This is a genomic window from Streptomyces novaecaesareae (assembly GCF_000716875.1).
GTDB classification, from domain to species: Bacteria; Actinomycetota; Actinomycetes; order Streptomycetales; family Streptomycetaceae; genus Kitasatospora; species Kitasatospora novaecaesareae.
The window spans coordinates 1-23176 of record NZ_JNWQ01000043.1 but is presented as its reverse complement, the minus strand read 5'-3'; the positions used below and the strand labels follow the sequence as shown (position 1 = coordinate 23176).

Below are 23176 nucleotides of genomic sequence, written 5' to 3'. Positions count from 1 at the left end.
TGCGATGCCCGGGGGTGCGGTCTTACGGTTCGCGGACACCGCGCGCCCGGCTGCGGGCGCGGCGCAGTTCCAGTGCCAGGGCGACGGCCGAGGCGCCGAACAGGACTCCGGTGATGGCGAGCCATCGGCCGAGGTAGACCCCTTCGGAGAGGCCGGTGGCTGCCGGGTAGGGCTCGGAGAGGTCGAGGACGAGGGGGAACCAGACGAGCAGCAGGAGGCCGGACAGGAGCGCCGGCACCCGGAGGTAGGTGATCCACGGGACGGCCGGGGTCCGTTGGTGGCGGTGGCGCAGCACGGAGCGGGCCGAGAGGTCGGCGAGCGAGTAGAGCGGCAGCAGGATCAGGTCGTGGGCGAGGGCCGCGCCGACGAACCAGAGCGCCACCGCGAGCGGCCGTTGCGCCACCAGCCGCTGGACGGCGTAGCCGGTGAGCGCGAGCGAGGCGAGGAGGACGAGCAGGTGCATCGGTCCGGCGCCGTACCAGCGCGCGAGGCGGGCGGGGTGGTGGGAGGGGCGGGCGGGGCGCGCGGGGCGGTCCATGGTCACGTCCTGAAGGTGAGTCGGCCGACCCATTTGGTGTTGTTCACACCGGGGTTGGCGGGGACGATGATCCGGGCGGGGTAGCCGTGGTCGAGCGAGAGCTCGGCGCCGTTGACCCGCAGGGCGAGCAGGGACCGCGGGTCGTGGATCTGGTTGCCGCGCAGCAGCACGGAGGTGTACGGGCCGGGCGGTTGGACGGACTCCACCAGCACGGCGGCGGCACCGGGCAGGCCGGCCAGGGCCGCGAGGTCGGCGAGTCGCAGTCCGCTCCAGTGCTGGTCCGGGGTGGACCAGCCCTCCACGCAGGCGATCGGCAGCCGGGCCGACCACTGCGGCAGGGCGAGCAGTTGCTCGCGGGTGAGGACGGACGGCTCGGCGGCGCCGTGCAGTTCGAGCCGCCAGTCGGGCCCGACCAGCTGCGCGGTGATGCCGACGGAGGCGGCGGTCTTGTTGACCTGGAAGCCGTTCGGGCCCTCCCCCGGGTCGCGGTTGTGCGGCGCCAGCAGCGCGGTGGACCGCAGCCCGCCGCCGAGGCTCTGCCCCGCGGTGACCACGAACAGGGCCAGCGAGCCGCCGCCGACCAGCGCGAGCGCACCGCGCCGGGAGGTCGTGGGCGCGGCCGGCGCGACCGCCACCAGCCCGGTCCCGTCGGGCGGCTCGGGCCTGGTCGCGGCGAGCCCGGTCCGCAGCTCCCGCATCAGGGGGCGCGAGCGCAGGGCGCGGACCATCGCGCCGGTCTTGAGGACGACGTGCACCCCGAAGGCGGCGATGAACACCCACGCGCCGTAGAAGTGCAGGGTGTAGAAGGACCCCGGGAAGACGTAGTGGAGCTGGATGTTGAGGATCCCGGTCACGAACTCGAAGCCGGCCCCGCCGACCAGCATCAGCAGCGACAGTCGCTCCAGCGCGTGTGCGACGCTGCGGACGGGCGGCCAGGCGAAGAGCTTCGGGAACACCGACCACAGCTTGGCCAGCAGCACCGGCACCAGGATCACGCCGAGCGTCACGTGCACGCCCTGGGTGAGCCGGTACAGCCAGGCCGGGTGGGTGGGCCAGTCGAAGAGGTAGAAGCCGAGCGGTCCCTTGTCCGGGGTCTGGTCGTTGAGCGCGCCGAGGTCGGGGTTGTAGGCCGCGTAGGACAGCGCGCCGGTCACGAAGAGGACGGGGAGCCCGACGAGGAGGACGAGCCCGAACACCGAGGTCAGCCAGGGGCCGCGGATCGGACTGCGCCAGAACCCCGGCCGGAACGGTCCGGGCGGGGCCGGCAGCTCGCCGATCCGGGCGGCGAACGCCCCCACGGCGGCGCGGCCCCGGGCGAGGGCCCGGCCCGTACCGCGCACGGCCCCGTGCACCGCCCCGCGCACGGCCGGGGCGGGACTCCACCTCGTCCGCCGCCCGGCCGGCTGCCGACCCGAACCGCTCCCACGCCCACCCGTCTCCACCCATGACCTCCAGCCCAGGCAGCCACTGTGACCGGGAGCCCGACGCTCCCCTGCCGTACGGCGGGACGGGCGATCGTGGACACCAGCCGCAGCGGAAGCCGATCGACCGGGCCCGTCCCGGACCCGCCGGACAGCCAACCACCGGCGGCGCCGGTGCCCCGGCGAAGCCGGACCCGACGGGCTCCGGCCTCACCCGAACGGCGGCAGGCCGGGCCGGAAAGGTCCAACCGCAGTGCGGCGCCGGACGCCGGAACGGCCGTTCTCGAAAACGAGAACGGCCGTTCCGGAGAAGGGGGGACGGGCGTCAGCCGCGGCCGAGAACGCGGTCCACGGCGATCTCGATGACCACCCGGTCCGGGTTGACCCGCGGCGGGCGGTAGCGCTCGGCGTAGCGGCGCTCCGCCTCGGCGACCTGCTCGGGCTCGTCCCGGACGACCGCGACGCCCTCCAGCGTCGCCCAGCGCGCCCGGTCGACCTGGCAGACCGCGACCCGCATGCCCTCCGGGCCGGCCGCCGCGACGTTGCGCGCCTTGCGGCTGGTGCGGCTGGTGATGACCCGGGCGGTTCCCGTCTCCGGCTCGAACGTCACGCCGACCGGCACCACGTGCGGCGTGCCGTCCGGGCGGCTGGTGGTCAGCGTGGAGATGTGCCGCTCGCGCCAGAAGGCGAGCATGGCGTCGTCGAGGTCGCGCGGGTCATGGGCCATGATCGCGATCGTACGGCCCCCGGGGAACGATCAAGCCCTGGGGGCCGTACGGGCGGCCCTGGCACCCGGCCCGGGCCTGGCGGTCAGTGGCCGCGGGCGATCCACTCCGGCAGGGCGGGCGCCTCGGCGCCGATGGTGGTCAGGTCGCCGTGGCCGGTGCGCACCACCGTCTCGGCCGGGAGCGTCAGCAGGCGCTCGCGGATCGAGTCGATGATGGTCGGGAAGTGCGAGAAGGAGCGGCCGGTCGCACCCGGTCCGCCGTGGAACAGGGTGTCACCCGTGAACACGGTGCCCAGCGCGGGCGCGTACAGGCAGACCGCGCCCGGCGCGTGGCCCGGGGTGTGCAGGACGGTCAGCTCGGCGCCGGCCACCTCGATCCGCTGTCCGTCGGCCAGTTCGCCGTCCGGGAGGCGCTCGGGGTGGGTGAGCTTCCACAGCGGCAGGTCGTCCGGGTGCAGCAGGATCGGCGCGCCGGTCCTGGCGGCGAGGGCCGGGGCCGCGTCGATGTGGTCGTTGTGCGCGTGGGTGGAGATGATCGCCCGCAGCCGGCGGCCGCCGAGCGCGGCCTCGATGGCCTCGGCGTCGTGCGCGGCGTCGATCACCACCGCCTCCTCGTCGTCGCCGACGATCCAGACGTTGTTCTCCACCTCCCAGCTGCCGCCGTCGAGTTCGAAGGTCCCGGCGGTCACCAGCCGGTCGACGCGCGCGGCGGAGGTCACAGGATCACCACCGAGCGCAGGACGTCGCCGTGGTGCATCCGCTCGAAGGCCTGCTCCACCGCGTCGAGGTCGATGGTCTCGGTGACGAAGGCGCGCAGGTCCAGGCGGCCCTGGAGGTAGAGGTCGATCAGCATCGGGAAGTCCCGCGAGGGCAGGCAGTCGCCGTACCAGGAGGACTTCAGCGCGCCGCCGCGGCCGAAGACGTCGAGCAGCGGCAGCTCCAGCGTCATCTCCGGGGTGGGCACGCCGACCAGGACGACGGTGCCGGCCAGGTCGCGGGCGTAGAAGGCCTGCTTGTAGGTCTCGGGCCGGCCGACCGCCTCGACGACCACGTCCGCGCCGTTGCCGCCGGTCAGCTCGCGGATGGCCTCGACCGGGTCGGTGGTGCGGGAGTTGACGGTGTGGGTGGCGCCGAGCCTGCGGGCGGTCTCCAGCTTGCGGTCGTCGATGTCGACGGCGATGATCTTCGCCGCGCCCGCCAGCCGGGAGCCCAGCACGGCCGCGCCGCCGACGCCGCCGCAGCCGATGACCGCGACCGAGTCGCCGCGGCCGACGTTGCCGGTGTTGATGGCGGCGCCGAGGCCCGCCATCACGCCGCAGCCCAGCAGCCCGGCGACGGCCGGCTCGGCGGCCGGGTCGACCTTGGTGCACTGGCCGGCCGCGACCAGGGTCTTCTCGGCGAACGCGCCGATGCCCAGCGCCGGGGACAGCTCGGTGCCGTCGAGCAGCGTCATCTTCTGCTTGGCGTTGTGGGTGTCGAAGCAGTACTGCGGGCGCCCGCGCCGACAGGACCGGCACTGGCCGCACACCGCTCGCCAGTTGAGGACCACGAAGTCGCCGGGCTCGACCTCGGTGACGCCCTCGCCGACCGACTCCACGATGCCCGCGGCCTCGTGGCCGAGCAGGAACGGGAACTCGTCGTTGATGCCGCCCTCGCGGTAGTGCAGGTCGGTGTGGCAGACGCCGCAGGCCTGGATCCGGACCACCGCCTCGCCCGGGCCTGGGTCCGGCACCACGATCGTGGTCACCTCCACGGGCGCGCCCTTGGCGCGCGCGATGACTGCCTTGACCTGCTGGGGCATCCGATTCCACCTCCGTCGGCCGGTGCGCCTGTGCACCGGCGTGACCTGCGACAAAACGACTGCAGAAGCACTGCCCACGAAGCGTAGCGCCCACCTCACGGCCGCTCACCTGGCAGCTGCCCGCCGACCGTGCCGCGGATGCCCCGAGCAGCCCCGACGCGGCCCCGGCGCGGCCCCGGAGACGGGGGCGCACGGGCGGCGCCGAGCGCTCGTCAGCACGCCCCGAAGTGCCCGGAAAGCACCGGTGTTGGCTGGAAGTGCCGCAGACGGGCGCCCCGCGGCCCACGTACGGTCGTAGCAGAAGGGGTTCACGCGACCACGCTCAGCACACCTGCCCCATCCGGTGGCGCGCCACCGCGCGCCGCCCGTGCCCGGCGCGTACCGACCGTACGCCCGCGCACGTTTCGCGCCATCCCGCAGCAGATGCCCGACCGGTCCCGGCCGTGTCGAGCCGCCGGCCGGCCGCACCACCCGTCCCCGCACCAATCCCGGATCCACCCCCCGTCGGGCCGCCCCCGCGGCCCCCGCCCTGGAGTCTGGAGTACGGATGTCCACCGAGAACAGTGCGACCGGCGCCGGAACCGGCACCGCCCCGCTCCCCCCGCTGCACTGCCTGCGCCACCTGGAGCCCGGACCGCCCCGGCTCGCCGCGCTGCCCACCGGCACGCCGGTCTGGCTGGTCAGCCGGCACGCGGACGTGCGGCAGGTGCTGACGGACCCGCGCCTGGGCCGGGCCCCGCTCTACGCGCCGGACGCGCCGCCGATCACCGTCACGCCCAACATCCTGGACGACCCGCAGAGCATGCTGAACATCGACGGCACCGAGCACCAGCGGCTGCGCCGCACCGTGCAGCGGGCCTTCACCCCGCGCGCGATCGCCCGCTGGAAGCCCTGGGTGGCGTCGGTCGTCGAGTCGCTCATCGACGAGCTGATCGACCACGGCTCCCCCGCCGACATCGTCGGCGCCTACACCCGCCCGCTGCCGGTCGCGGTGATCAGCCGGCTGATGGGCCTGGACAACCTCGACACCAAGCGGCTCGCACACTGGAGCGACCACGCGCTCTCCACCACGGCCTACGGCGCCGAGGCGATCGGCGCCGCGATGGCCGAGTTCTCCGCCTTCGGCACCGAGGTGATCGCCCAGCGCCGCGCCGAACCCGGCGAGGACCTGGTCAGCAGCCTGCTCGCGGCCGCCGCCGAGGACGGCTCGATCACCGAGCCGCAGCTGGTCGCGCTGGTCATCGGCCTGGTCGTAGCCGGCCACGAGACCACCATGACCAGCCTCGGCAACGCCCTCGTCTACCTGCTCCACGACGGCCGCGAGGCCTGGCAGCAGCTCGCCTCCGACGAGTCCAGCGCCGCCGCCGCGACCGAGCAGCTGCTGCGCGCCGTCCCGCTCGGCGACGCCCACGAGCACATGCCCGGGCTGCTGCGCCGCACCGTGGAGGACGTGGAGATCGGCGGGGTGGTGATCCCGGCCGGCAGCGTGGTGGCCGCCGATGCCAACACCGCCAACCAGGACCCGTCGGTCTACACCGGGGACCTGAGCACCGAGCTGTTCTCCCCGCTGGCCGCCCCGATGCTGACCTTCGGGGCCGGGCCGCACCACTGCCTGGGTGCCTGGCTGGCCCGGATGGAACTGGAGCTCGCCCTGCACCGGCTCGCCCGCCGACTGCCCGCCCTGCGGACGACCGACGCGATCGAGCGGATCGACTGGCGGCGCGGCCTGCTCACCCGCAGCCCGAACACCCTCCGGGTGGCCTGGTGACGGGCCGGGCCGACACCGAGCCGGTGGTCGTCCGGGTCGACCGGGACCGCTGCATCGGCTCCGGGATGTGCGCCCGCAGCGCGCCCGACTCGCTCGCCCTCGGCGCCGACGGACTGGCCGCCCCGCTGGCCGAGTACGCCGACGGCGGCGCGGAGTTGACGGAGGAACTGACCGAGGCGGTGGACTTCTGCCCGGTCGAGGCGCTCACCCTCCACTCGGCCCGCGGGGGCTACCGGATCGATCCGGCGGACTGATCCCCGTCCCGGTGGTGCCCGCGGCGAGCGCGACGCCTGCCTGAGCGGGCACCACCGGAATCCGCAGGCACCACGCGGTCTACGGCCGGCCGCGTGCCCCGCCGCAGGCCAGCGCGGCGCGCAGCTCGGCGGCCGGATCGCCGGCGTGGTAGGGCCGTTCGCTCGGCTCGATGTGGTCCAGGAACTCCTGGTACCGCAGGGCGTACGACAGGTGGTGGAGCGGCTCGGCCAACTCCAGGGCACGCGCCGGGTCCGAGCCGGGGACGTGCCGGCGCCAGGCCTGCGCCCACACCTCGGCGTGGTGCTGCCAGGCCTCGGGCGAGAGGAAGGCGCGCGGGCGCAGCCCGTCCAGGGCGGGGTGGCCGAGGCAGGCGTCGGCGAAGTCGATGACGGTGGCCGGGCGGTCGCCGTCGGAGCGCCAGTTGCCGGGGTGGAAGTCGCCGTGTAGCACCGTTTCGGGGAGTCCGCAGGCAGCCAACGCATCTACGAGGGCGGGGAGTTCGGCGAGGAGTTCGCGGACGGCGGCCAGTTCCCCGGCGGTCAGATCGGTCTCGGCGGGGAGCCGGTCCAGCAGCTCCGTCAGCCGGGCGAGCAGCGTACCGGGCGTGCGGTCGCGCAGCCCGGCGGCAGCGGCCCGGTTGTCGGCGAGCGCCGCCTGGACGGCCACCAGACGGGGCACCACGTCGGCGACGGTCTCGGCGGACGGGCCCCAGCAGTCCTCGCCCGGCACGTGGTCGAGCAGCAGCCGGCCGGCCGCCGGATCGGCGGCGAGGACGGTCGGGACGAGCGTCGGATCGACGCCGGCGAACAGCGCGATGACCGCGCCCTCGGCGGCGTTGAAGGCCGGCGTCGTGGTCTTCAGCCAGGCGTCGGCGCCGCCGGAGGCCGGGAGGCGGAAGAGGCCGGAGAGGTTCCAGGTCCGGACCTGCCGTGCCGCCCCGGCCTGCGGGCGGCCGGCCCGGGCGAGTGCCGACTCCGCCCAGGCCAGCGCCCCGCGCAGCCCGGCGGGCGTGGCCCAGGCGGCCCGCCGCTCGGCGGGGCCCAGCCGGGCCGCGGCATCGCCGTCCGGCGCGCGGGAGTCGAGCCCCTCGGGCCGCACCAGCGCCTCGGCGTGGTAGCGCACCCGCCCACCGCTCCCCGGGGTGTCGCTGTGCCCCTCGACCAGCCGCGCCACGAGCACCGGCACCCCGGCCGACTCCGTCGCCCGCGCCACCACCTCGTCCACGGACGACCACCAGGGGCTGTCCACCCCGAAGGGCCCCAGCTGCCCGAAGTACTCGTCGCCGTGGGTGAGATCGACCGTCACGGTCCGGCTGCTCGCTCGCTGCATCGGAGCAGCTTCACCCACCGGCGCGGGCACCCGCGAACGATTTTGCCGAGCCGCCCCACGGACGGCTGCCGCCGGGAACCGAAGTCGCCGCGACCGCCGCCTGCGCCCGCCGCTAACCTGGCCCCGTGACACAGCGATTGGGCACGGTGGTTCTGATGTGCGGTCTGCCCGGGTCGGGCAAGACCACCTACGCGATGGATCTGGTGCGGCGCGGTTACGTCCGGCTGTCGATCGACGAGGTGGTCTGGCGGCGCCTCGGGGGCCGTGACGCCGGGGTGGTCCTGTCGGAGCAGGAGTTCGACCGGCTCAAGGAGGAGGTCCGCGGCGAACAGCGCCGGGAGCTGGTCGAGTTGATGCGGGCCGGGCGCGACGTCGTGGTGGACTACAGCTTCTGGAGCCGGGCCGCCCGGGACGACTACAAGGCGCTGGTGGAAAGCCACGGCTGCCGCTGGGAGCTCGTCCACCTCAAGGCCGACCGGGCGACGCTGGAGCAGCGCCTCGCCGTCCGGAACGAGCAGGAGGGCGCCAACGCCGTCACCGTGGGCGAGGAGCTGCTCCACCGCTACCTGACCGGTTTCGAGGAGCCTCGGGGCGAGGGCGAGCAGGTCCTGCCGCAGCCCCCGTCCCGACGGCCCTGACGGACGGCCCTAACGGATCGCCACCGCCGTGCCCGAGACCCGCACCCGGGCGTCCTCCGCCCGCAGTTCGACGCTCAGGACGCCCGGGCGGCCCAGGTCCTCGCCCTGGTGGAGCGTCAGCACCGTCGGGGCCGCCACCGCGCCCAGCTCGCGCAGGTACGCGCCGAAGGCGGCCGCGGCCGCGCCGGTGGCCGGGTCCTCGACCACGCCGCCGACCGGGAACGGGTCGCGGACGTGGAAGACCTCGGTGGCCTCGCGCCAGACGAGCTGAAGGGTGACCAGGTCGCGGGCCCGCATGAAGTCCGCCAGGCCGTCGAAGTCGTAGTCGAGCCGGGCCAGCCGTCCGCGGGTGCCGGCGGCGAGGACGAGGTGCCGGGCGCCCGCGTAGGCGATGCGCGGCGGCAGGGTCGGGTCCAGGTCGGCGGCGGACCAGCCGAGCAGGGCGAGCGCCTCCTCGACGTCGGCCGCCGGCACCTCCTCGACCTTCGGCTCGACGCTGGTGAGGGTGGCCCGCAGCAGCCCGTCGGTGCCCCGCTCCACCTCGACCGGGACGTCCCCGGCCGCCGTCGCGAAGACGTACCGCCCGGGGCCGGTGTGCTCGGCCAGGGCGACGGCGGAGGCGACCGTCGCGTGCCCGCAGAACGGGACCTCGGTGAGCGGGCTGAAGTACCGTACGCGGTAGGCACCTTCGGCCGGGCCTGCGGTCAGGAAGGCGGTCTCGGAGTAGCCCACCTCGGCGGCGATGGCGAGCATCCGTTGCTCGGTGAGCCCGGTGGCGTCGAGGACGACACCTGCCGGGTTTCCGCCCTCGGGGCGGGTGGCGAAGGCGGCGTAGCGGAGGATCCCGGGCGTGGCGGCAGCGGCTGATGCATCGTCGGTCATGCCCGGACGAACGTGTTCCGCGCTGCCGGTGTTCCCGTCCGCCCCGCCGTTCCCGTCCGCCCCGCGGGTCACCGCAGCACCGCTGGTCACCGCAGCACCGCCTCCAGGAAGTCCGACCCGAGCCGGGCACTGCCCGCCAGGTCGAGCTGGTAGAGCATGTACCGCCCGCGCCGCTCCGTCGTGAGCAGCCCGGCCTTGCGCAGCACCGCCAGGTGGCGCGAGACCTCGGGCGCGCTGAGCTCCCAGGCGGAGGCCAGTTCGCCGGTGGTGTGCGGGCCGCGGGCCCGGCCCCGGCCCCGGCCCCGGCCCCGGCCCCGGTGGGATGATCAGTCGGCGCGGACCTCGGCTGCCCCGGCCTCGGCCAGGTGACGGACGTGCGGATCCCGGTGGCCGGGTTGTGGGGCGGCGGCCTGCACACCGGCGCCGAGGGCGGCTGGCACGTCGAGATCGCCGCCCCGGAGTGGCCGCACCACCGGGTCCTGCTGGCGACCGGCCGGGGCCCGTGGCAGGGCGAGCACGGCGAGAGCTGGTGGCAGGTCTTCGACTCCAGCTGGTCCACCCTGCGCGCCACCGGCCGCACCCTCGCGGTGGCCACCAGCAGCGACCTCACCCTCTGGACCCGCGCGTAGACCTTCCGGATGCGCACGCCGCGCCCAACGCCGATGCTGGCGGCGAGGCGTGCCCGGACAGAGGAAGGACTCAACAGCATGAGCGAACGAAGTGAGCGAATCATCGGGAGGTGCGTGTTGCGCGAAGCGCCCGCCGAGCGAAGCGAGGTGGGCGCATGAGCGCTCTCGACTTCGAGATCGTCGACAGCCCCGACAGCTCGCTCAACAAGACCTCCGTCCTGGTCACCGGCCCGCAGGACGCCCTGCTGGTGGACGCCGGGTTCACCCGCTCCGACGGACGCCGCCTGGTCGAGCGGGTCAAGGCCTCCGGCAAGCGGCTGACCACCGTGTTCGTCAGCCACGGCGACCCGGACTTCTACTTCGGCGCCCAGGAGGTCCAGGACGCCTTCCCGCAGGCCCGGTTCCTGGCCACCGCCTCGACCGTCGAGCACATCCAGGAGACGTACGAGGGCAAGCTGCGCGCCTGGGCCCACCTGGGCCCCGAGCTGCCCACCCGGCTGGTGCGGCCCGAAGTGCTGCCGGGGGACGAGATCGTCTTCGAGGGCCACCGGTTCGAGGTGCGCGGCGCCGACTTCCACCTGCCCGACCGGCACTACCTCTGGCAGCACCACCACCGCGCCGTGCTCGGCGGGGTGCTGCTCTTCGAGGGCCTGCACGTGTGGACGGCCGACACCCCCACCGCCGCCCAACGGGCGGCCTGGATCGACCTGTTGGACGGCATCGAGGCGCTCCACCCGGCCTGGGTGGCGGCCGGCCACCGGGTGGCCGGCGCGCCCACCGACCTGAACGCCGTCGACCACACCCGCGCCTACCTGCGCGCCTTCGAGACCGAGATCGGCCGGGCCGCCGACGCGGCCGCCGCGAAGGAGGCGCTGGAGCGGCGCTTCCCGGACCTGGGGCTGCGGATCGCGGTGGACATCGGCACCAAGGTCGTCATGGGCGAGATGGCCTGGGGGTGAGCGGACGATGATCGAGATCCCCAGGGACGTCTCCGCCTTCGCCGAGTCCGCCGCCCCCGCCGACGTGGTGCGCCGCCAGTACCTGGCCTCCGCCCGGGGCGACCTCGCCGCGCTGCGCGCCACGCTCGCCGAGGACGTCGAGTGGACCGAGATGGCCGGCTTCCCGCTGGCCGGCACCTACCGCACCCCGAAGGGCGTCACCGCGAACGTGATGGAGCGGCTGGCCGCCGAGTGGGACAACTGGACGGCGCACGACGACACCTACGTGGTGGACGGCGAGGACGTCGTGGTGCTGGCCCGCTACACGGCCGTCCACAAGGCCACCGGCAAGCCGCTCGCGGTCAGGGTCGCCCACCACTTCACCGTGCGCGGCGGCCGGATCGTCCGCTTCGAGCAGTTCACCGACACCGCGCTGGTCAGGGAGGCGATGACCGCCTGACGGCCCCGTTCACTCGTACGGGCGAGCGTGGCGCGGCGCGCCCGCCGCCGTCTCGACACACCACCCGGACGGCGGCAGGCTGGCCCCTGGTCCACGGCCGGGGAACGACCGGAGAACGGCCGGAGAACGAGGAGTCGAGCATGGCGGGCACGGACAGCGGCACCACCGGGGCGAACGGCGGGCAGGACCGCCCGATCGTCATCATCGGCGCGTCCCTGGGCGGCGCGAAGGCGGCCGAGGAGCTACGCGAGGCCGGGTACCGGGGCGGCATCGTCCTGATCGGCGAGGAGCACGAGCGCCCGTACGAGCGGCCGCCGCTGTCCAAGGGCTACCTGCAGGGCAAGACGCCCCGGGAGAAGATCTACGTCCACCCGCCGCAGTGGTACGGGGAGCAGGACGTCACGTTGCGCCTGGGCACGGCGGTGGCCTCGATCGACCCGGCCGGGCACACCGTGACGCTCGCCGACGACGGCCGCATCGAGTACCACAAGCTGCTGCTCACCACCGGCTCGGTGCCGCGCCGCCTGCCGGTGCCCGGCGCGGACCAGGACGGCGTGCTCTACCTGCGCCGGGTCGAGGACAGTGACCGGATCAGGGCGGCACTGCGGCCGGGCGCCCGGATCGCGGTGGTCGGCGCCGGCTGGATCGGCCTGGAGGTGGCGGCCGCGGCGCGCGAGGCGGGCGCCGAGGTGACGGTGCTGGAGGCGCTAGAACTGCCGCTGCTGCGGGTGCTCGGCCGGGAGGTCGCCCAGGTCTTCGCCGACCTGCACCGGGCGCACGGCGTGGACCTGCGCTTCGGCGTCACGGTGGCCGAACTGACCGGCGACGGCACCGCGGTGAACGGCGTGCGGCTCGGCGACGGCACGACGGTGGCGGCCGACGCGGTGGTGGTCGGGATCGGCATCTCCCCCGCCACCGGGCTCGCGGAGGCGGCCGGGCTGGAGGTCGACAACGGCATCAAGACCGATCAGCAGCTGCGCACCTCGGACCCGGACGTCTTCGCGGCCGGCGACGCCGCCAACGCCTACCACCCGCTGTTCGGCAGGCACATCCGGGTCGAGCACTGGGCCAACGCCGTCAACCAGCCGCGGACGGCTGCCCGGGCGATGCTCGGGCAGCCGGACGCGGTGTACGACCGGGTCCCCTACTTCTTCACGGACCAGTACGACCTGGGTGCGGAGTACGTCGGCTACGTCGAGCCGGACGGCTACGACCAGGTGGTGTTCCGCGGCGACCCGGCCACCCGCGAGTTCGTCGCGTTCTGGCTGTCCGGCGGCCGGGTGCGCGCGGGGATGAACGTCAACGTCTGGGACGTCACCGACCCGATCCGCGAACTGGTGCGCTCGGGGCGGGTAGTGGACACCAAGGCACTGGCCGACCCGGGGGTTCCGCTCGGCGAGCTCGCGGAGCTGTGACGACCGGCCGGCTCAGCGGGCGGGGATGCCGGGGTTCACCAGGCCCCGGCCCCCGGTGACGGTGTTGCCCGCGCCGATCGTCACCTTGCACGTGGCGGCGTCGTAGTTGGTGACGTCGATCGCGTACCGGTCCGCTCCGGTGGCGCCGGTGAGGTCGGAGCGGTTGCCCCGGAAGACGGTGCCGCAGCCCCAGCCCGGCTGGACGCTGTGGGTCTGGTAGCCGTCGTCGGTGGTGCGCCTGCCGGTGTTGTTCTCGATGACGTAGCCGTTGCCCTTCACGTCGACCCAGGAGTCGTCGTAGTGGCTGCCGGTGAGTCCGTCGCCGTCGAAGGAGTTGCCGGAGACGAGGCCGCCGGTGGTGCCCTCCTTGAGGTCGACGTTCTCGGCGCCGATGTTGGGCCCGAAGGTGTTGCCGGTGATCTGCACGTAGTCGCTGTGGTCGGAGAGGGTGTTGGCGGTGCCGACGTAGACGCCCTCGCCCATGCCGTCCCGGTTCAGGCCGGTGTCGTGGATGCGCGAGCCGCGCAGCGTGCCGTGGGCGCTGGAGTTGCGGAAGTGCACGCCCTCCATCGTGGTGTGGTGGACCGTCACGTTGTCCAGCACCACGTAGTTCGCGGCGTCCGCCATGATGCCCTTCTGGGCGCCGGTGACGGTCAGGCCCTGGACGGTCCAGTAGCTCGCGCCGTCGAGGTGGAGGCCGTAGCCGCCGCCGGTGGGGGTGGTGAGCACGGCCTTCGACGAGCCGGTGAGGGTGATCCGGGCGGCGGCGGTGCCGGGCACGGTGGCCTTGAAGGTGCCGGAGTAGGTGCCGTCGGCGAGTTGGATGGTCTGGCCGGGTGCGGCGGCCGCGAGTGCGGCCTGGAGCTGCTTGGCGGTGCTGACCTTGACCACGGCCGGGGCGGCGGCCGGGGCGGAGGCCGGGGCGGGGGCGGCACCGAGGAGGAGGGCGGCGAGGGAGGCGAGGGCGGCGCCGAGGACGAGCGGGGACTGCGGCTTCACGGACTGCGAATTCACGGGCTTCGGCTTCACGGACGGTGCTCCTTGCGACGGTCGGTAGTGACAGGAACATGCCGTCAGCCAGAGTGGACTGGACCATTCCGGAGCGTCAAGAGTGCCTCGGGTGCGGGATACTCGGACCCTGGGGGAGTCTCGATGTGGGAGGCGCGGTGGGCGGGACGGCCGGATTCGCCGTGGTGGTGTTCGGCGCGCTGGGCGGCGTGGTCGCCTACCTCGCCGGGGTGGTCGGGCTGCGCGAGCTGCGACGCCTGCGCCGGGTCGGCGTCCCGGCCTCGGCGCTGGTACGGGCCCGCGCCCAGGGCCCGGAGGACCGCGCGCGGCCGCCGCGTCCGCTGCTGCAGTTCGAGACCGAGGACGGCCGGGTCGTCGAAGTGTTCTCGCCCGTCCCCTCCACCGCCCGCCACCCGCTGCCCGACGGCGGCTTCGTCCCCGTCCGCTACGACCCGGCGGACCCCCGGCAGGTGCTGGTGGACGGCCGGGAGCGCGTGGGGCTGGAGTACGGCTTCCTCGCCCTCGGGGTGCTGGCCGTCCTGGGCTCGATCACCCTCGCCGCCACCGCCCTCTAGCGGCCCCGCCGCACCTTCACCGGCCAGACCCTCTTCGCCAACGGCGGCTACACCACGCGCTGACCCTCCGGCCGGTGCCCGGGCCCGCCCTGCCGCTCGGCCGGGTGGGCCCGCTCGCCGTCGCCCAGGGTGCCGAGGCCCCCGCCCCCGCCCAGGGCCTCGACCAGTCGGCGGGCCCGGGTGTCCTCGTCGAGCAGCGCCCGCACCAGCGGCCCGGGGGCCGCGCCGGCCAGGTAGGCCTCGACGGAGCGGGGGTCGGCCGGGAGCGCGATCGTCCCGGCACTGAGGGCCGCATGGGCGTCGGCGTAGTCGAGGCCGAGCCGGGCGAGCAGTTCGCCGCCGGTGTCGTCGACGTCCGGCTGCGGCTGCGGCTGCGCCTGGTGGCTCAGGACCTCGTGGACGGCCAGGAGAGCGAGCAGGACGTGCTCGGTGCCGGGCGTCCGGCGGCCGAGGCGCTGGGCCTGTTCGTCGGCCTCCAACCGGATCCACTCCGAAGACGGCGCCGGGGCGGCCGCGCCGGGCTTCAGCAGCCGCTTCCAGCGCGGGAGTCGGTGCGGGCGGCGGCCGAGCAGGGTGTCCCGGGTGGGCGCCAGCAACGGGTCCAGCCCCGGCGGCACGCCGCCCGGGGCGCCGAGCGTGCGCCGGTCCGGCTCAGGCATGGTCTCCATCAGGCCCTCCCCCACACAGGTGGTTTTGCTCACACCATACGCCTGCTTTGCTTCCCCTTTGTAGTCGGTCGCACGTCAAGACCGCGTCAGCACCCGGCGGCGGAAGGTTCGGCGGCGCGCCGTTGTTGGCACCGGGAGAACTCGCGCCGACGAGAGGGGTGAGCACCGTGGCCGACACACTCCCGGGGCCGGAACACGCCCCCGAGGAACACGCCCCGGACGAACACGCCCCGGACGACGGCACCACGGAGGCGCTGGACACCTACTCGCGGATCGTCGCCACCGTGGCCGCCGCCGTGACTCCCCGGGTGGCCGCACTCCAGGTCCCGCGGCGCGGCCGCGGCGGCTGGTTCAGCACCGCGCTCGGCTCGGCGGTGGTCTTCACCGAAGACGGCTTCCTGCTCACCAACGCCCATGTCGTCGGCCACGCCGACGCCGGGACACTGGCCTTCGCCGACGGCACCACCTCCCCGTTCCACACCATCGGCGCCGACCCGCTCTCCGACCTCGCCGTCCTGCGCGCCGACGGCCCGACCCCCACCCCCGTCCGCCTCGGCGAGGCGACCGGGCTGCGGGTCGGACAGCTGGTCGTCGCCGTCGGCAATCCGCTCGGACTCGCCGGCACCGTCACCGCCGGCGTGGTCAGCGCGCTCGGCCGCTCGCTGCCCGCCCGCGCCGGCAGCACCGTACGCATCATCGACAACGTGATCCAGACCGACGCCGCCCTCAACCCCGGCAACTCCGGCGGCGCGCTGACCACCGCGAACGGCGAGGTCGTCGGCATCACCACGGCGGTGGCCGGGAACGGGCTCGGCCTGGCCGTCCCGATCGACGCCACCAGCCGGCAGATCATCGCCGCCCTGCTCACCGAGGGCCGGATCCGCCGCGCCTACCTGGGCCTCGCCGGGGTGCCCGCACCCCTGCCGCCCGTCCTGCGCCACCGCACCGGGCAGCACACCGGGCTGCGGATCGTCGAGGTGGTCCGCGGCGCCCCCGCCGACCGCGCCGGCCTGCACGAGGGTGACCTGCTGCTCACCGCCTCCGGAGAGCCGATGAGCAGCGCCCAGTCCCTGCAGCGCCTGATGCTGGCCGACGCGATCGGCCGCCCGCTGGCGCTCACGGTGCTGCGCGGCGAGGCCCTGGTCGACGTCATCGCCGTCCCGGCGGAACTGCCCTCCGACGACTAAGCGCCGACAGCTAGGCGTTCTCCGGGCGGCGCGGCTTGCGCCACATCGCCCACAGCGTGGGCCCGCCCTCCGGACATTCTGCGGATCCTTGTCTCCGCCGGGGCGCGCGGGGTGGTCGCGGTGGGGCCGCCCTCGGGGGCGGTCCCGCTGTCCGAACCTGCGACCGTGCCGCGCGCCCCGGCACCTGTTCTCCACCGCTTCGCCGGGGCTCCGGAGTACCGGCCGCAGTCCCGGGTGTTCGGTGCGGTCCGCCGCCGGGCGTGGCGCCGGCGGCGGGCCGTTCGGGGGCGCCCTCGGAGCGGGCGGGCCGAGTACGTCCGAACTGCCGACTACCCCTTCGCCACGAGGAGTTCGGCGGCCGGGCCGGCCGGCAGGTGCCAGCGGGCGCGGCGGTGCAGCGCCTGCAGTTCGTGCAGCTCGTCGAGCAGCTCCGGCACCGGTACGGTCAGCACCGGGCAGCCGGCCTTGCGGGCGCAGTACGCGGACACCGACCGCCGCAGCCGGCGGCGCAGCAGGTTGCCGCTCCGGCCGAGGACCAGCAGATCGCCGGGCCGGTCGGCGACGTGGACCAGTGCCGGGCCGGTCTCGCCCCGGACCACCACGGGGCGCAGCGGCACGCCGGGGTCGGCGCCGCCGAAGGCCGCGTCGAGGGCGTCGTGCAGGCGCCGTTCGGCGGCTTCCCGGACGGCGGCGAGCAGCGGCGGGCAGGGCGAGCGCCGGTAGCCGAGCTCGCCGCCCGGCGGTTCCCAGGCGAGCACCGGCAGCAGCTCCGCGCCGCGTTCCCGCGCCTCGGCCACTCCTCGGTGCAGCGCCGCCAGGCTTCCCAGCGATCCGCTGACCCCGACCACCACCCTGGGTGCCGCGCTGCCGTCGTGTCGCCCGCTGCCGTGCATGGTCCGTCCTCGTCTCGTGGTCGCCGGTACCCCTCCAGCCAACCGGCGTCGGTGCTGCCCGCCGGCACTCCTTGACGCCTTCCTGACGTCCGGTACGGCGTTTCGAACGCTCTCCATACGGCGCGGGGCGGCGGGTGCGCGGGCCACCGCGAATGACGTGAATGGTGCTATCGTCAGTAGCATCATGCTGCTGAAGCTGGACGTCGGGGACACCCGACCGCTGCACGAACAGGTCGCGGGCGCGATCAGACGGGCCGTCGCCGAGGGCGAGTGCGTCCCGGGGGACAAACTGCCCCCGGCCCGGGAGCTCTCCCGGGCGCTGGGCGTGAACAGCAACACCGTCCTGCGCGGGCTGCGCGCGCTGCGCGACGAGGGGGTGCTGGAGTTCCGCCGGGGCCGTGGCATCACGATCGCGGCCGGCGCCGACACCCGCTCCGAACTGGTCGAACGGGTACGGCAGTTGGTCGCGGACGCGGCTCGGTCCGGCTACAGCAGGAACGATCTCGTGGAGATGATCAGGGGGATGTCGTGACGGACGAAGGATCGGGCGCGGAGCGGCCTGCGGCCCGGAAGCCGGCGCGTCGGGGCACGCACCGGGGGGCGCTCTGGGGTGCGGCGGTCTGGTCGGCCGGTGTGCTGGCGCTGCTGGTCGCGCTGCCGCTGGCGGCGCGCCACCGGCTGCCGGACCCGCTGGCCACGCACTGGGGCGGGCGGGACCCGGACGGTTCGATGTCGCTGACGGCGGCGACGCTGTTCCCGGCGGGCCTGTGGCTGGTCCTGGTGCTGCTCTCGGCGGTCGCGCGGCGGTACTGGGACGAGGGGACGCCCGGCTTGGCGGCGGCGGTGCTGGCGGGCGGCGGTGTGCTGCTGACGGGGGCCCAGACCTCCATCGTCCACGCCAATCTGGACCGCGCCCGCTGGCAGGACGCCGCGCCGATGGGCATCGAGGTGGTCCTGATCATGCTGGCCACCGGCGCCGCCACGACGCTGGCCTGGCTGGCCGCCCGTCGGCGCGGGGGCCGGGCCGCGGAACGTCCGGCGGCCGGGGCGCCGGTGCTGGAGGTGCCGGAGGGCGAGCGGTTCGTCTGGCTGTCGCGGGCCGTCAACCCGTGGCTGCAGCTGCTGGCCGCGGTGCTCGGGCTGACGGCGGCGGCGGGCGTCCTGGCGGCCGCGAGCGGGCTCGCCGAGCTGGACTGGTCGATCGTCCTGTCGTTCGGGCTCCCCGCCCTCGCCGTCCTCGCCTGCTCCTCGGTGCAGGCGAGGGTGACCGCCCGGGGCCTGACCGTCGGCTTCGGCCCGTTCGGCCGACCCTCCCGGCACTGGTCCCCCGCCGACCTCGCCTCGGCCCGCGCCGAGGAGCGCACCGCCGCCCAGGCGGGCGGCTGGGGCTACCGGATCAACGGCCGCGGCACCACGGTGATGCTGCGCCGGGGCGTCTGCCTGGTGGTGCGTACCCGCCAGGGCGCCGAGTTCGCCGTCAGCGTCGACGACGCCGAGCGCGGCGCGGCCCTGCTCAACGCGCTGATCGCGCGCGCCGCCCAGCACACCGGCTGAGCCGCGGCGACGGCCGGGCACAGGCGGCCGCGGCGACGTCCGGTGGCCCCCGGGACCACCGGACGTCGCCGCGGTCGTCGCCGCAGGCCCTAAACCACTCCATTCGGTGGTGCTTCGAACGTGGATGCGGGTAGACCAGTTGACGGCCGCTCAGGTTCGTCGGTGCCGTCGAACCCGCCCCCATCCTGTCCCCCTGCGGCCCGAGAAGTGCGCGGGCGGAAGCGCCCGCACGCAGGCAAGGAGCCGTCCGTGACTCACGACTCACGCGCGCAGAACTCACCGGACGCCCGGCGGGGCGTCCAGGACGAACGGACCGTCACGTTCCTGCGCCTCGGCGTCGGCCTGCTCGGCATCCTGCTGCCGCCGGCCCTGCCGTTCGGCAACTGGCTGGCCGCCGAGGTGACGGGGCGCAGCACCGACGACTACTGGCCGGGCTCGATGAGCGCCTCGTACTACACCGACACCCGGAACATCTTCGTCGGCGCCCTGTGCGCCCTCGGGGTGTTCCTGATCTGCTACCGCTTCGACCGCCGGGACGACCGCTGGAGCACGGCGGCCGGGGTCTTCGCGGTCGGGGTCGCGCTGTGCCCGACGTCCCTGTCGGGCGCCTCGGGCCTCCAGCGCACCGTCGGGGTGTTGCACCTCGTGTTCGCGGGCCTGCTGTTCGTCATGCTGGCGATGTTCTGCCTCTACTCCTTCCGCAACCCCCGCTCCACCCAGCCCGCCGTGGTCGGTACGGCCTACCTGGCGGCCGGGGTGCTGATCCTGGTCGCCCTGCTGCTCTCCGTCGTCGCCGCGGCGACGGGCATCGGCAGCGGCTGGTCGATCCGGCCGCTGTACCTGTGCGAGTGGCTGGCGACGTGGGCGTTCGGTGCGGCCTGGCTCGGCGCCGCGATCGAACTCGCGCGGCACGGCCGGCGCGAGCTCGACCCGGCCGCCGTCCCCCGGCAGCCGGGCGCTCCGGCGCTGGAGCCGAACCAGCCCGAGGCCCAAGCCTGAGATGTCGTCATCTCGTCATACCGGTGACCGTTACCATGCGCTCCAAGGACCGCCACCCCGGCGGCCGGTGACGGATCCCCACGGAGGGCGAACATGGCGAACGAGGTCCGGGCGGAGCGCGGCCCGCAGGATGACTCCCCTTCGGTGGACCTGCGGATGGACGTCCCGCACTCCGCCCGCGTCTACGACTACCTCATCGGCGGCAAGACCAACTTCGAGGCGGACCGGACCGCCGCGCACGCCTCGGTGCGGGCCTGGCCGTCGCTGCCGATCTCGATGCGCACCACCCGCGACTTCATGCAGCGCTCGGTGCGCCACCTCACCGAGCAGTACGGCGTGCGGCAGTTCCTGGACATCGGCACCGGCATCCCCACCTCGCCGAACGTGCACGAGATCGCCCAGGCGATCGCCCCCGGGGCCCGGGTCGCGTACGTGGACAACGACCCGATCGTGCTGACCCACGCGCGGGCGCTGATGTCCAGCACGCCGGAGGGCCGCACCTGTTACGTGGACGCCGACTTCCGCGACCCGGAGTCGATCATCGGCAACCCCCGGCTGCGCGAGGTGCTCGACCTCTCGCAGCCGGTCGCGCTGTCGCTGATCGCGATCGTCCACTTCGTGCTGGACAAGGACGACCCGCAGGGCATCGTGCGCCGCTTCATGGACGCCCTGGCGCCCGGGAGCTTCCTCGCCCTGACGGTCTTCACCGGCGACACCGACCCGGTGGGCGTGGGCGGCGTCGGCCGGGAGTACAACGCGCGCGGCATCCCGCTGCAGATCCGCGACAAGGCCGAGACCGAGGCCTTCTTCGACGGCTACGAGCTGCTCGACCCGGGCGTCACGCTGGTCCACCAGTGGCGCCCGGACGCCGAGGCCGCACCCGTCCGCGACCGGGACATCGCGATGTACGCGGGCGTGGCGATCAAGCACTGACCGTTTGTGCGACGCGGCGGGCCGGTCAGCCGGGGACGGAGACCAGGCCCGCCTCGTAGGCGAGGATGACCAGCTGCACCCGGTCGCGGGCGTCGAGCTTGGCCAGCAACCGGGTCATGTAGGTCTTGACGGTGGCGATGCTGAGCACCAGTTCGGCGGCGATCTCGGTGTTGGACAGGCCGCGGCCGACCAGGGTGAGGATCTCCCGCTCGCGCTCGGTGATCGCCTCCAGCCGCCGGACGGCGGGCGCCGCCGCGGCGGACGTCCCCGCGTCGGCCCCCCGCTGCGGCGGCCGGCCGCCGACGAAGGCGCCGATCAGCCGCCGGGTGACGCTCGGGGCGATCAGGGCGTCCCCGGCGGCGACCACCCGCACCGCGCCGAGGATGTCGTCCAGCGCCATGTCCTTGACCAGGAACCCGGACGCCCCGGCGCTCAGCGCCGCGTAGACGTGCTCGTCCTCGTCGAAGGTGGTGAGCACGACCACCCTGGTCGGGCCGTCGGCGGCGGTCACCAGCCGGGTGGCCTCGATGCCGTCCATGCCGGGCATCCGGATGTCCATCACCACGACGTCCGGGCGCAGTTCGGCGGCCAGCCGGACGGCCTCGGCCCCGGTGCCCGCCTCACCGACCACCTCGACGTCGGCCGTCTCCGTGATGACCATCTCCAGCGCGGCCCGCACCAGCGGCTGGTCGTCGGCCAGCACGACCCGGATCATGCGCCCGCCTCCCTCGCGACCGAGGAACCCGGTGCCGGGACCGCGGGAGCGGCAGCCTCGCCCCCGGGAGCGGCAGCCAGGCCCGCAGGAACGGCAGCCTCGTCCCCGGGAGCGACAGCCGCGACGGGCAGCGTGGCCGCCACCCGGAACCCGCCGCCCGCCCGCGGTCCGGCATCGAACTCGCCGTGCAGCAGGGCGACCCGCTCACGCAGCCCGGCCAGCCCGAAGCCGCTGCCCGGGGCGGTGCCGTGACCCCGGCCCCGGTCGGTCACCTCGACGGACAGCTCCCCCGCCGTCCGGCGGTCGACGGAGACGACGCACGCATGCACGTCCGCGTGCCGGACCACGTTGGTGACCGACTCCTGGACGATCCGGAAGGCCGAGAGGTCCACCTCCGGCGGCAGCGGCCCCTGCTCGCCGTGCCGCCGGACCTCCACCCGCACGCCCGCCGCGGTGGTGGCCTCGGCCAGCCGGTCGAGGTCGGCCAGGCCCTGCGGGACGGTCGCCGAGGCCTCGCCGTCGGCCCGGCGCAGAGCAACCAGCATCCGGCGCAGCGCGGCCAGGGTGTCCCGCCCGGCGGCCTCGATCTCGCCCAGCGCCGCCTTGGCCCGCTCGGGCCGGCTGTCGATGACCCGGCGGGCGGCGCCCGCCTGCAGGGCGACGATGCCCAGGCTGTGCGCGACGGTGTCGTGCATCTCGCGGGCGATCCGCAGCCGTTCGGCGGTGACCGCCTCGGCGGCCGCCCGGGTGCTCAACGCCTCGGCGTGCTCCCGGTTCTGCCGCACCGAGCGCCCGACCAGCCAGGCGACCAGCGCGAGCAGCGCCGCGCCGTCGGCGGAGCCGATGTGGGTGCCGGTGAAGATCCCGACGGTGTTGCCGCGCACCAGGCCGATGTGCAGCACCAGGAAGCCCACGACCAGGGCGGACACGGCCCGCGAGGTGCGCCGCGGCCGGGTGGCGGTGATCAGGCAGAGCGCGGTGTCCACGGCGAGCAGCGCGGCGGGCGGCACCTGGGCGCCGCCGGCCCAGCCGTCGGTCTCGGTGAAGGCGGCGACGAGCAGCAGCACCACCGAGAGCACCGGCAGCCGGCGCACCAGCGCCGCGCCGGTGAAGGCCACCACCGTGTCGGCCAGCGTGAACGCCAGGCCGCCGTGCGCGGCGGCGCCGCTGTGGTGCCGGGCCGTGCCACCGAGCAGGACGGCGGGGTAGGCGGCGGCCACGCACCACGCGAGCCCGACCCAGATCTCGGGCGGGACGCGCCGGAACAGCGGCGGGGAGGTGGTCGAAGGCATGGTTCAAGATCGTAACGAGGGACGGCGGCCCCGTCATCGGACCGTGGTTGTACATCCGGGGGTGGCAGCCGGGGCGACACGGTGTCAGCGCCGGTCCGATGCGGCGGCGGGGCCCGCCCCGGCACCGTTGACCACATGATCGAAGTCACCCGGCTGACCAAGCAGTTCGGCCGCAAAACCGCCGTCGACCACCTCACCTTCACCGTCCGGCCCGGCCATGTCACCGGTTTCCTCGGCCCCAACGGCGCCGGCAAGTCCACCACGCTGCGGATGATCCTCGGCCTCGACGACCCCAGCGGCGGCACCGCCACCGTCCACGGCCGGTCCTTCCGCAGCCTGCCGCGGGGCCTGCGGCACGTCGGCGCGCTGCTGGACGCGGGCGACGTGCACGGCGGGCGCACCGGCCGAGCCCACCTGCGGGCGCTGGCCCGCAGCAACGCGATCCCGGCCGCGCGGGTCGAGGAGGTGCTGGCGGAGGTCGGGCTCGGCAAGGCCGCCGGGCGGCGGATCGGCGGCTACTCGCTGGGCATGAAGCAGCGCCTCGGCATCGC

26 protein-coding genes and 1 pseudogene are annotated in these 23176 nt (G+C 74.9%); 14 read left to right on the top strand and 13 right to left on the bottom strand.

The annotated features are described in order from the left end of the window. Positions 1 to 22 precede the first annotated feature (22 nt). The 5 genes from OP86_RS18250 to OP86_RS18230 form a co-directional block, all read right to left on the bottom strand. Complete coding sequence (locus tag OP86_RS18250; RefSeq protein WP_030060406.1) at positions 23 to 538, bottom strand: hypothetical protein; 516 nt, start codon at positions 536 to 538, stop codon at positions 23 to 25. A 2-nt stretch (positions 539 to 540) separates the two neighbouring features. Next, positions 541 to 1815: a molybdopterin-dependent oxidoreductase gene (locus OP86_RS18245; RefSeq protein WP_245231796.1), complete on the bottom strand. Its 1275-nt coding sequence runs from the start codon at positions 1813 to 1815 to the stop codon at positions 541 to 543. Between the two features lie 469 nt (positions 1816 to 2284). Then, positions 2285 to 2686, bottom strand: a complete 402-nt coding sequence (locus tag OP86_RS18240) for a pyridoxamine 5'-phosphate oxidase family protein (RefSeq protein WP_030060404.1) — start codon at positions 2684 to 2686, stop codon at positions 2285 to 2287. Between the two features lie 83 nt (positions 2687 to 2769). After that, complete coding sequence (locus tag OP86_RS18235) at positions 2770 to 3405, bottom strand: MBL fold metallo-hydrolase (protein ID WP_030060403.1); 636 nt, start codon at positions 3403 to 3405, stop codon at positions 2770 to 2772. Next, entirely contained in the window at positions 3402 to 4487 is a 1086-nt protein-coding gene (locus tag OP86_RS18230) for an S-(hydroxymethyl)mycothiol dehydrogenase (RefSeq protein ID WP_033332341.1), read from the bottom strand. Before OP86_RS18230 ends, OP86_RS18235 begins: the two co-directional genes overlap by 4 nt. Positions 4488 to 5034: 547 nt before the next feature. Between OP86_RS18230 and OP86_RS18225 the strand changes: the two genes are divergently transcribed. Further along, positions 5035 to 6255 (top strand): cytochrome P450, encoded by a 1221-nt coding sequence (locus OP86_RS18225; protein ID WP_030060402.1) that lies wholly within the window; start codon positions 5035 to 5037, stop codon positions 6253 to 6255. After that, on the top strand, positions 6252 to 6509 hold the full coding sequence (locus OP86_RS37480; RefSeq protein WP_245231792.1) for a ferredoxin: 258 nt from the start codon (positions 6252 to 6254) through the stop codon (positions 6507 to 6509). Before OP86_RS18225 ends, OP86_RS37480 begins: the two co-directional genes overlap by 4 nt. Before the next feature lie 79 nt (positions 6510 to 6588). On the opposite strand, the gene OP86_RS18215 is transcribed toward OP86_RS37480, so the two are convergent. Then, positions 6589 to 7839, bottom strand: a complete 1251-nt coding sequence (locus OP86_RS18215; RefSeq protein ID WP_051830225.1) for a phosphotransferase family protein — start codon at positions 7837 to 7839, stop codon at positions 6589 to 6591. A 125-nt stretch (positions 7840 to 7964) separates the two neighbouring features. Between OP86_RS18215 and OP86_RS18210 the strand changes: the two genes are divergently transcribed. Continuing rightward, positions 7965 to 8477, top strand: coding sequence for a P-loop nucleotide/nucleoside kinase family protein (locus tag OP86_RS18210; RefSeq protein WP_030060398.1), 513 nt, complete (start codon positions 7965 to 7967; stop codon positions 8475 to 8477). A 9-nt stretch (positions 8478 to 8486) separates the two neighbouring features. Here OP86_RS18210 and OP86_RS18205 read toward each other — a convergent pair whose 3' ends face one another. Together OP86_RS18205 and OP86_RS35915 are read right to left on the bottom strand one after the other, a co-directional pair. Next, a complete protein-coding gene (locus tag OP86_RS18205; protein ID WP_030060397.1) occupies positions 8487 to 9359 on the bottom strand; it encodes a PhzF family phenazine biosynthesis protein in 873 nt (290 codons plus the stop codon). Positions 9360 to 9445: 86 nt separating this feature from the next. Then, a pseudogene (locus OP86_RS35915) lies at positions 9446 to 9652 on the bottom strand (ArsR/SmtB family transcription factor); the annotation flags it as partial. 81 nt (positions 9653 to 9733) lie between these two features. Between OP86_RS35915 and OP86_RS35910 the strand changes: the two are divergent. The 4 genes from OP86_RS35910 to OP86_RS18185 all read left to right on the top strand — a co-directional run bounded on the left by OP86_RS35910 (position 9734) and on the right by OP86_RS18185 (position 12801). Next, positions 9734 to 9988: a hypothetical protein gene (locus tag OP86_RS35910; RefSeq protein WP_051830223.1), complete on the top strand. Its 255-nt coding sequence runs from the start codon at positions 9734 to 9736 to the stop codon at positions 9986 to 9988. A gap of 155 nt (positions 9989 to 10143) precedes the next feature. Further along, positions 10144 to 10947 carry an MBL fold metallo-hydrolase gene (locus OP86_RS18195; protein WP_033332339.1) on the top strand — a complete coding sequence of 268 codons (804 nt, stop codon included), beginning with the start codon at positions 10144 to 10146 and terminating at the stop codon, positions 10945 to 10947. A 7-nt stretch (positions 10948 to 10954) separates the two neighbouring features. Further along, positions 10955 to 11386: a nuclear transport factor 2 family protein gene (locus tag OP86_RS18190; protein ID WP_030060393.1), complete on the top strand. Its 432-nt coding sequence runs from the start codon at positions 10955 to 10957 to the stop codon at positions 11384 to 11386. A 140-nt stretch (positions 11387 to 11526) separates the two neighbouring features. Next, positions 11527 to 12801: an NAD(P)/FAD-dependent oxidoreductase gene (locus OP86_RS18185; protein WP_051830222.1), complete on the top strand. Its 1275-nt coding sequence runs from the start codon at positions 11527 to 11529 to the stop codon at positions 12799 to 12801. Positions 12802 to 12813: 12 nt separating this feature from the next. On the opposite strand, the gene OP86_RS18180 is transcribed toward OP86_RS18185, so the two are convergent. Next, positions 12814 to 13800 carry a right-handed parallel beta-helix repeat-containing protein gene (locus OP86_RS18180; protein ID WP_030060390.1) on the bottom strand — a complete coding sequence of 329 codons (987 nt, stop codon included), beginning with the start codon at positions 13798 to 13800 and terminating at the stop codon, positions 12814 to 12816. Between the two features lie 155 nt (positions 13801 to 13955). On the opposite strand from OP86_RS18180, the gene OP86_RS18175 reads away from it, so the two are divergent. Next, entirely contained in the window at positions 13956 to 14384 is a 429-nt protein-coding gene (locus tag OP86_RS18175) for a DUF3592 domain-containing protein (protein ID WP_051830221.1), read from the top strand. 47 nt (positions 14385 to 14431) lie between these two features. On the opposite strand, the gene OP86_RS18170 is transcribed toward OP86_RS18175, so the two are convergent. Further along, positions 14432 to 15052 carry a Clp protease N-terminal domain-containing protein gene (locus OP86_RS18170; protein WP_051830220.1) on the bottom strand — a complete coding sequence of 207 codons (621 nt, stop codon included), beginning with the start codon at positions 15050 to 15052 and terminating at the stop codon, positions 14432 to 14434. A 167-nt stretch (positions 15053 to 15219) separates the two neighbouring features. Here OP86_RS18170 and OP86_RS18165 point away from each other — a divergent pair, with 167 nt between their 5' ends. Beyond that, positions 15220 to 16239, top strand: coding sequence for a S1C family serine protease (locus OP86_RS18165; RefSeq protein WP_078653611.1), 1020 nt, complete (start codon positions 15220 to 15222; stop codon positions 16237 to 16239). 329 nt (positions 16240 to 16568) lie between these two features. Here the strand turns inward: OP86_RS18165 and OP86_RS18160 are convergent, their stop codons facing one another. Further along, the gene (locus OP86_RS18160) at positions 16569 to 17132 is read right to left on the bottom strand and encodes a universal stress protein (protein WP_051830219.1); all 564 of its coding nucleotides are present in this window, start codon (positions 17130 to 17132) and stop codon (positions 16569 to 16571) included. 184 nt (positions 17133 to 17316) lie between these two features. On the opposite strand from OP86_RS18160, the gene OP86_RS18155 reads away from it, so the two are divergent. The 4 genes from OP86_RS18155 (at position 17317) to OP86_RS18140 (ending at position 20618) form a co-directional block, all read left to right on the top strand. Further along, complete coding sequence (locus tag OP86_RS18155) at positions 17317 to 17664, top strand: GntR family transcriptional regulator (protein WP_030060385.1); 348 nt, start codon at positions 17317 to 17319, stop codon at positions 17662 to 17664. Further along, positions 17661 to 18686 (top strand): DUF1648 domain-containing protein, encoded by a 1026-nt coding sequence (locus OP86_RS18150; protein ID WP_245231791.1) that lies wholly within the window; start codon positions 17661 to 17663, stop codon positions 18684 to 18686. Before OP86_RS18155 ends, OP86_RS18150 begins: the two co-directional genes overlap by 4 nt. A gap of 249 nt (positions 18687 to 18935) precedes the next feature. Next, a complete protein-coding gene (locus OP86_RS18145; protein ID WP_051830218.1) occupies positions 18936 to 19685 on the top strand; it encodes a hypothetical protein in 750 nt (249 codons plus the stop codon). A gap of 93 nt (positions 19686 to 19778) precedes the next feature. Further along, positions 19779 to 20618 carry an SAM-dependent methyltransferase gene (locus OP86_RS18140; RefSeq protein ID WP_030060383.1) on the top strand — a complete coding sequence of 280 codons (840 nt, stop codon included), beginning with the start codon at positions 19779 to 19781 and terminating at the stop codon, positions 20616 to 20618. Between the two features lie 25 nt (positions 20619 to 20643). On the opposite strand, the gene OP86_RS18135 is transcribed toward OP86_RS18140, so the two are convergent. Together OP86_RS18135 and OP86_RS18130 are read right to left on the bottom strand one after the other, a co-directional pair. After that, positions 20644 to 21333, bottom strand: coding sequence for a response regulator (locus OP86_RS18135; RefSeq protein WP_033332333.1), 690 nt, complete (start codon positions 21331 to 21333; stop codon positions 20644 to 20646). Then, a complete protein-coding gene (locus OP86_RS18130; protein ID WP_063832402.1) occupies positions 21330 to 22625 on the bottom strand; it encodes a sensor histidine kinase in 1296 nt (431 codons plus the stop codon). The genes OP86_RS18135 and OP86_RS18130 overlap by 4 nt, the downstream gene beginning before the upstream one ends. A 135-nt stretch (positions 22626 to 22760) precedes the next feature. On the opposite strand from OP86_RS18130, the gene OP86_RS18125 reads away from it, so the two are divergent. Next, positions 22761 to 23176: ATP-binding cassette domain-containing protein (locus tag OP86_RS18125; protein WP_033332331.1), on the top strand; the 416-nt coding region annotated here is incomplete at its 3' end.

Excerpts from the sequence above, each read along its gene's own strand:
- OP86_RS18230 (WP_033332341.1), bottom strand. The coding sequence starts at position 4,487 with ATGCCCCAGCAGGTCAAGGCAGTCATCGCGCGCGCCAAGGGCGCGCCC.
- OP86_RS18225 (WP_030060402.1), top strand. The coding sequence starts at position 5,035 with ATGTCCACCGAGAACAGTGCGACCGGCGCCGGAACCGGCACCGCCCCG.
- OP86_RS18205 (WP_030060397.1), bottom strand. The coding sequence starts at position 9,359 with ATGACCGACGATGCATCAGCCGCTGCCGCCACGCCCGGGATCCTCCGC.
- OP86_RS18130 (WP_063832402.1), bottom strand. The coding sequence starts at position 22,625 with ATGCCTTCGACCACCTCCCCGCCGCTGTTCCGGCGCGTCCCGCCCGAG.
- OP86_RS18240 (WP_030060404.1), bottom strand. The coding sequence starts at position 2,686 with ATGGCCCATGACCCGCGCGACCTCGACGACGCCATGCTCGCCTTCTGG.
- OP86_RS18190 (WP_030060393.1), top strand. The coding sequence starts at position 10,955 with ATGATCGAGATCCCCAGGGACGTCTCCGCCTTCGCCGAGTCCGCCGCC.
- OP86_RS18135 (WP_033332333.1), bottom strand. The coding sequence starts at position 21,333 with ATGATCCGGGTCGTGCTGGCCGACGACCAGCCGCTGGTGCGGGCCGCG.
- OP86_RS18250 (WP_030060406.1), bottom strand. The coding sequence starts at position 538 with ATGGACCGCCCCGCGCGCCCCGCCCGCCCCTCCCACCACCCCGCCCGC.
- OP86_RS18155 (WP_030060385.1), top strand. The coding sequence starts at position 17,317 with ATGCTGCTGAAGCTGGACGTCGGGGACACCCGACCGCTGCACGAACAG.
- OP86_RS18160 (WP_051830219.1), bottom strand. The coding sequence starts at position 17,132 with ATGCACGGCAGCGGGCGACACGACGGCAGCGCGGCACCCAGGGTGGTG.
- OP86_RS18170 (WP_051830220.1), bottom strand. The coding sequence starts at position 15,052 with ATGGAGACCATGCCTGAGCCGGACCGGCGCACGCTCGGCGCCCCGGGC.
- OP86_RS18140 (WP_030060383.1), top strand. The coding sequence starts at position 19,779 with ATGGCGAACGAGGTCCGGGCGGAGCGCGGCCCGCAGGATGACTCCCCT.
- OP86_RS18215 (WP_051830225.1), bottom strand. The coding sequence starts at position 7,839 with ATGCAGCGAGCGAGCAGCCGGACCGTGACGGTCGATCTCACCCACGGC.
- OP86_RS18195 (WP_033332339.1), top strand. The coding sequence starts at position 10,144 with ATGAGCGCTCTCGACTTCGAGATCGTCGACAGCCCCGACAGCTCGCTC.
- OP86_RS18185 (WP_051830222.1), top strand. The coding sequence starts at position 11,527 with ATGGCGGGCACGGACAGCGGCACCACCGGGGCGAACGGCGGGCAGGAC.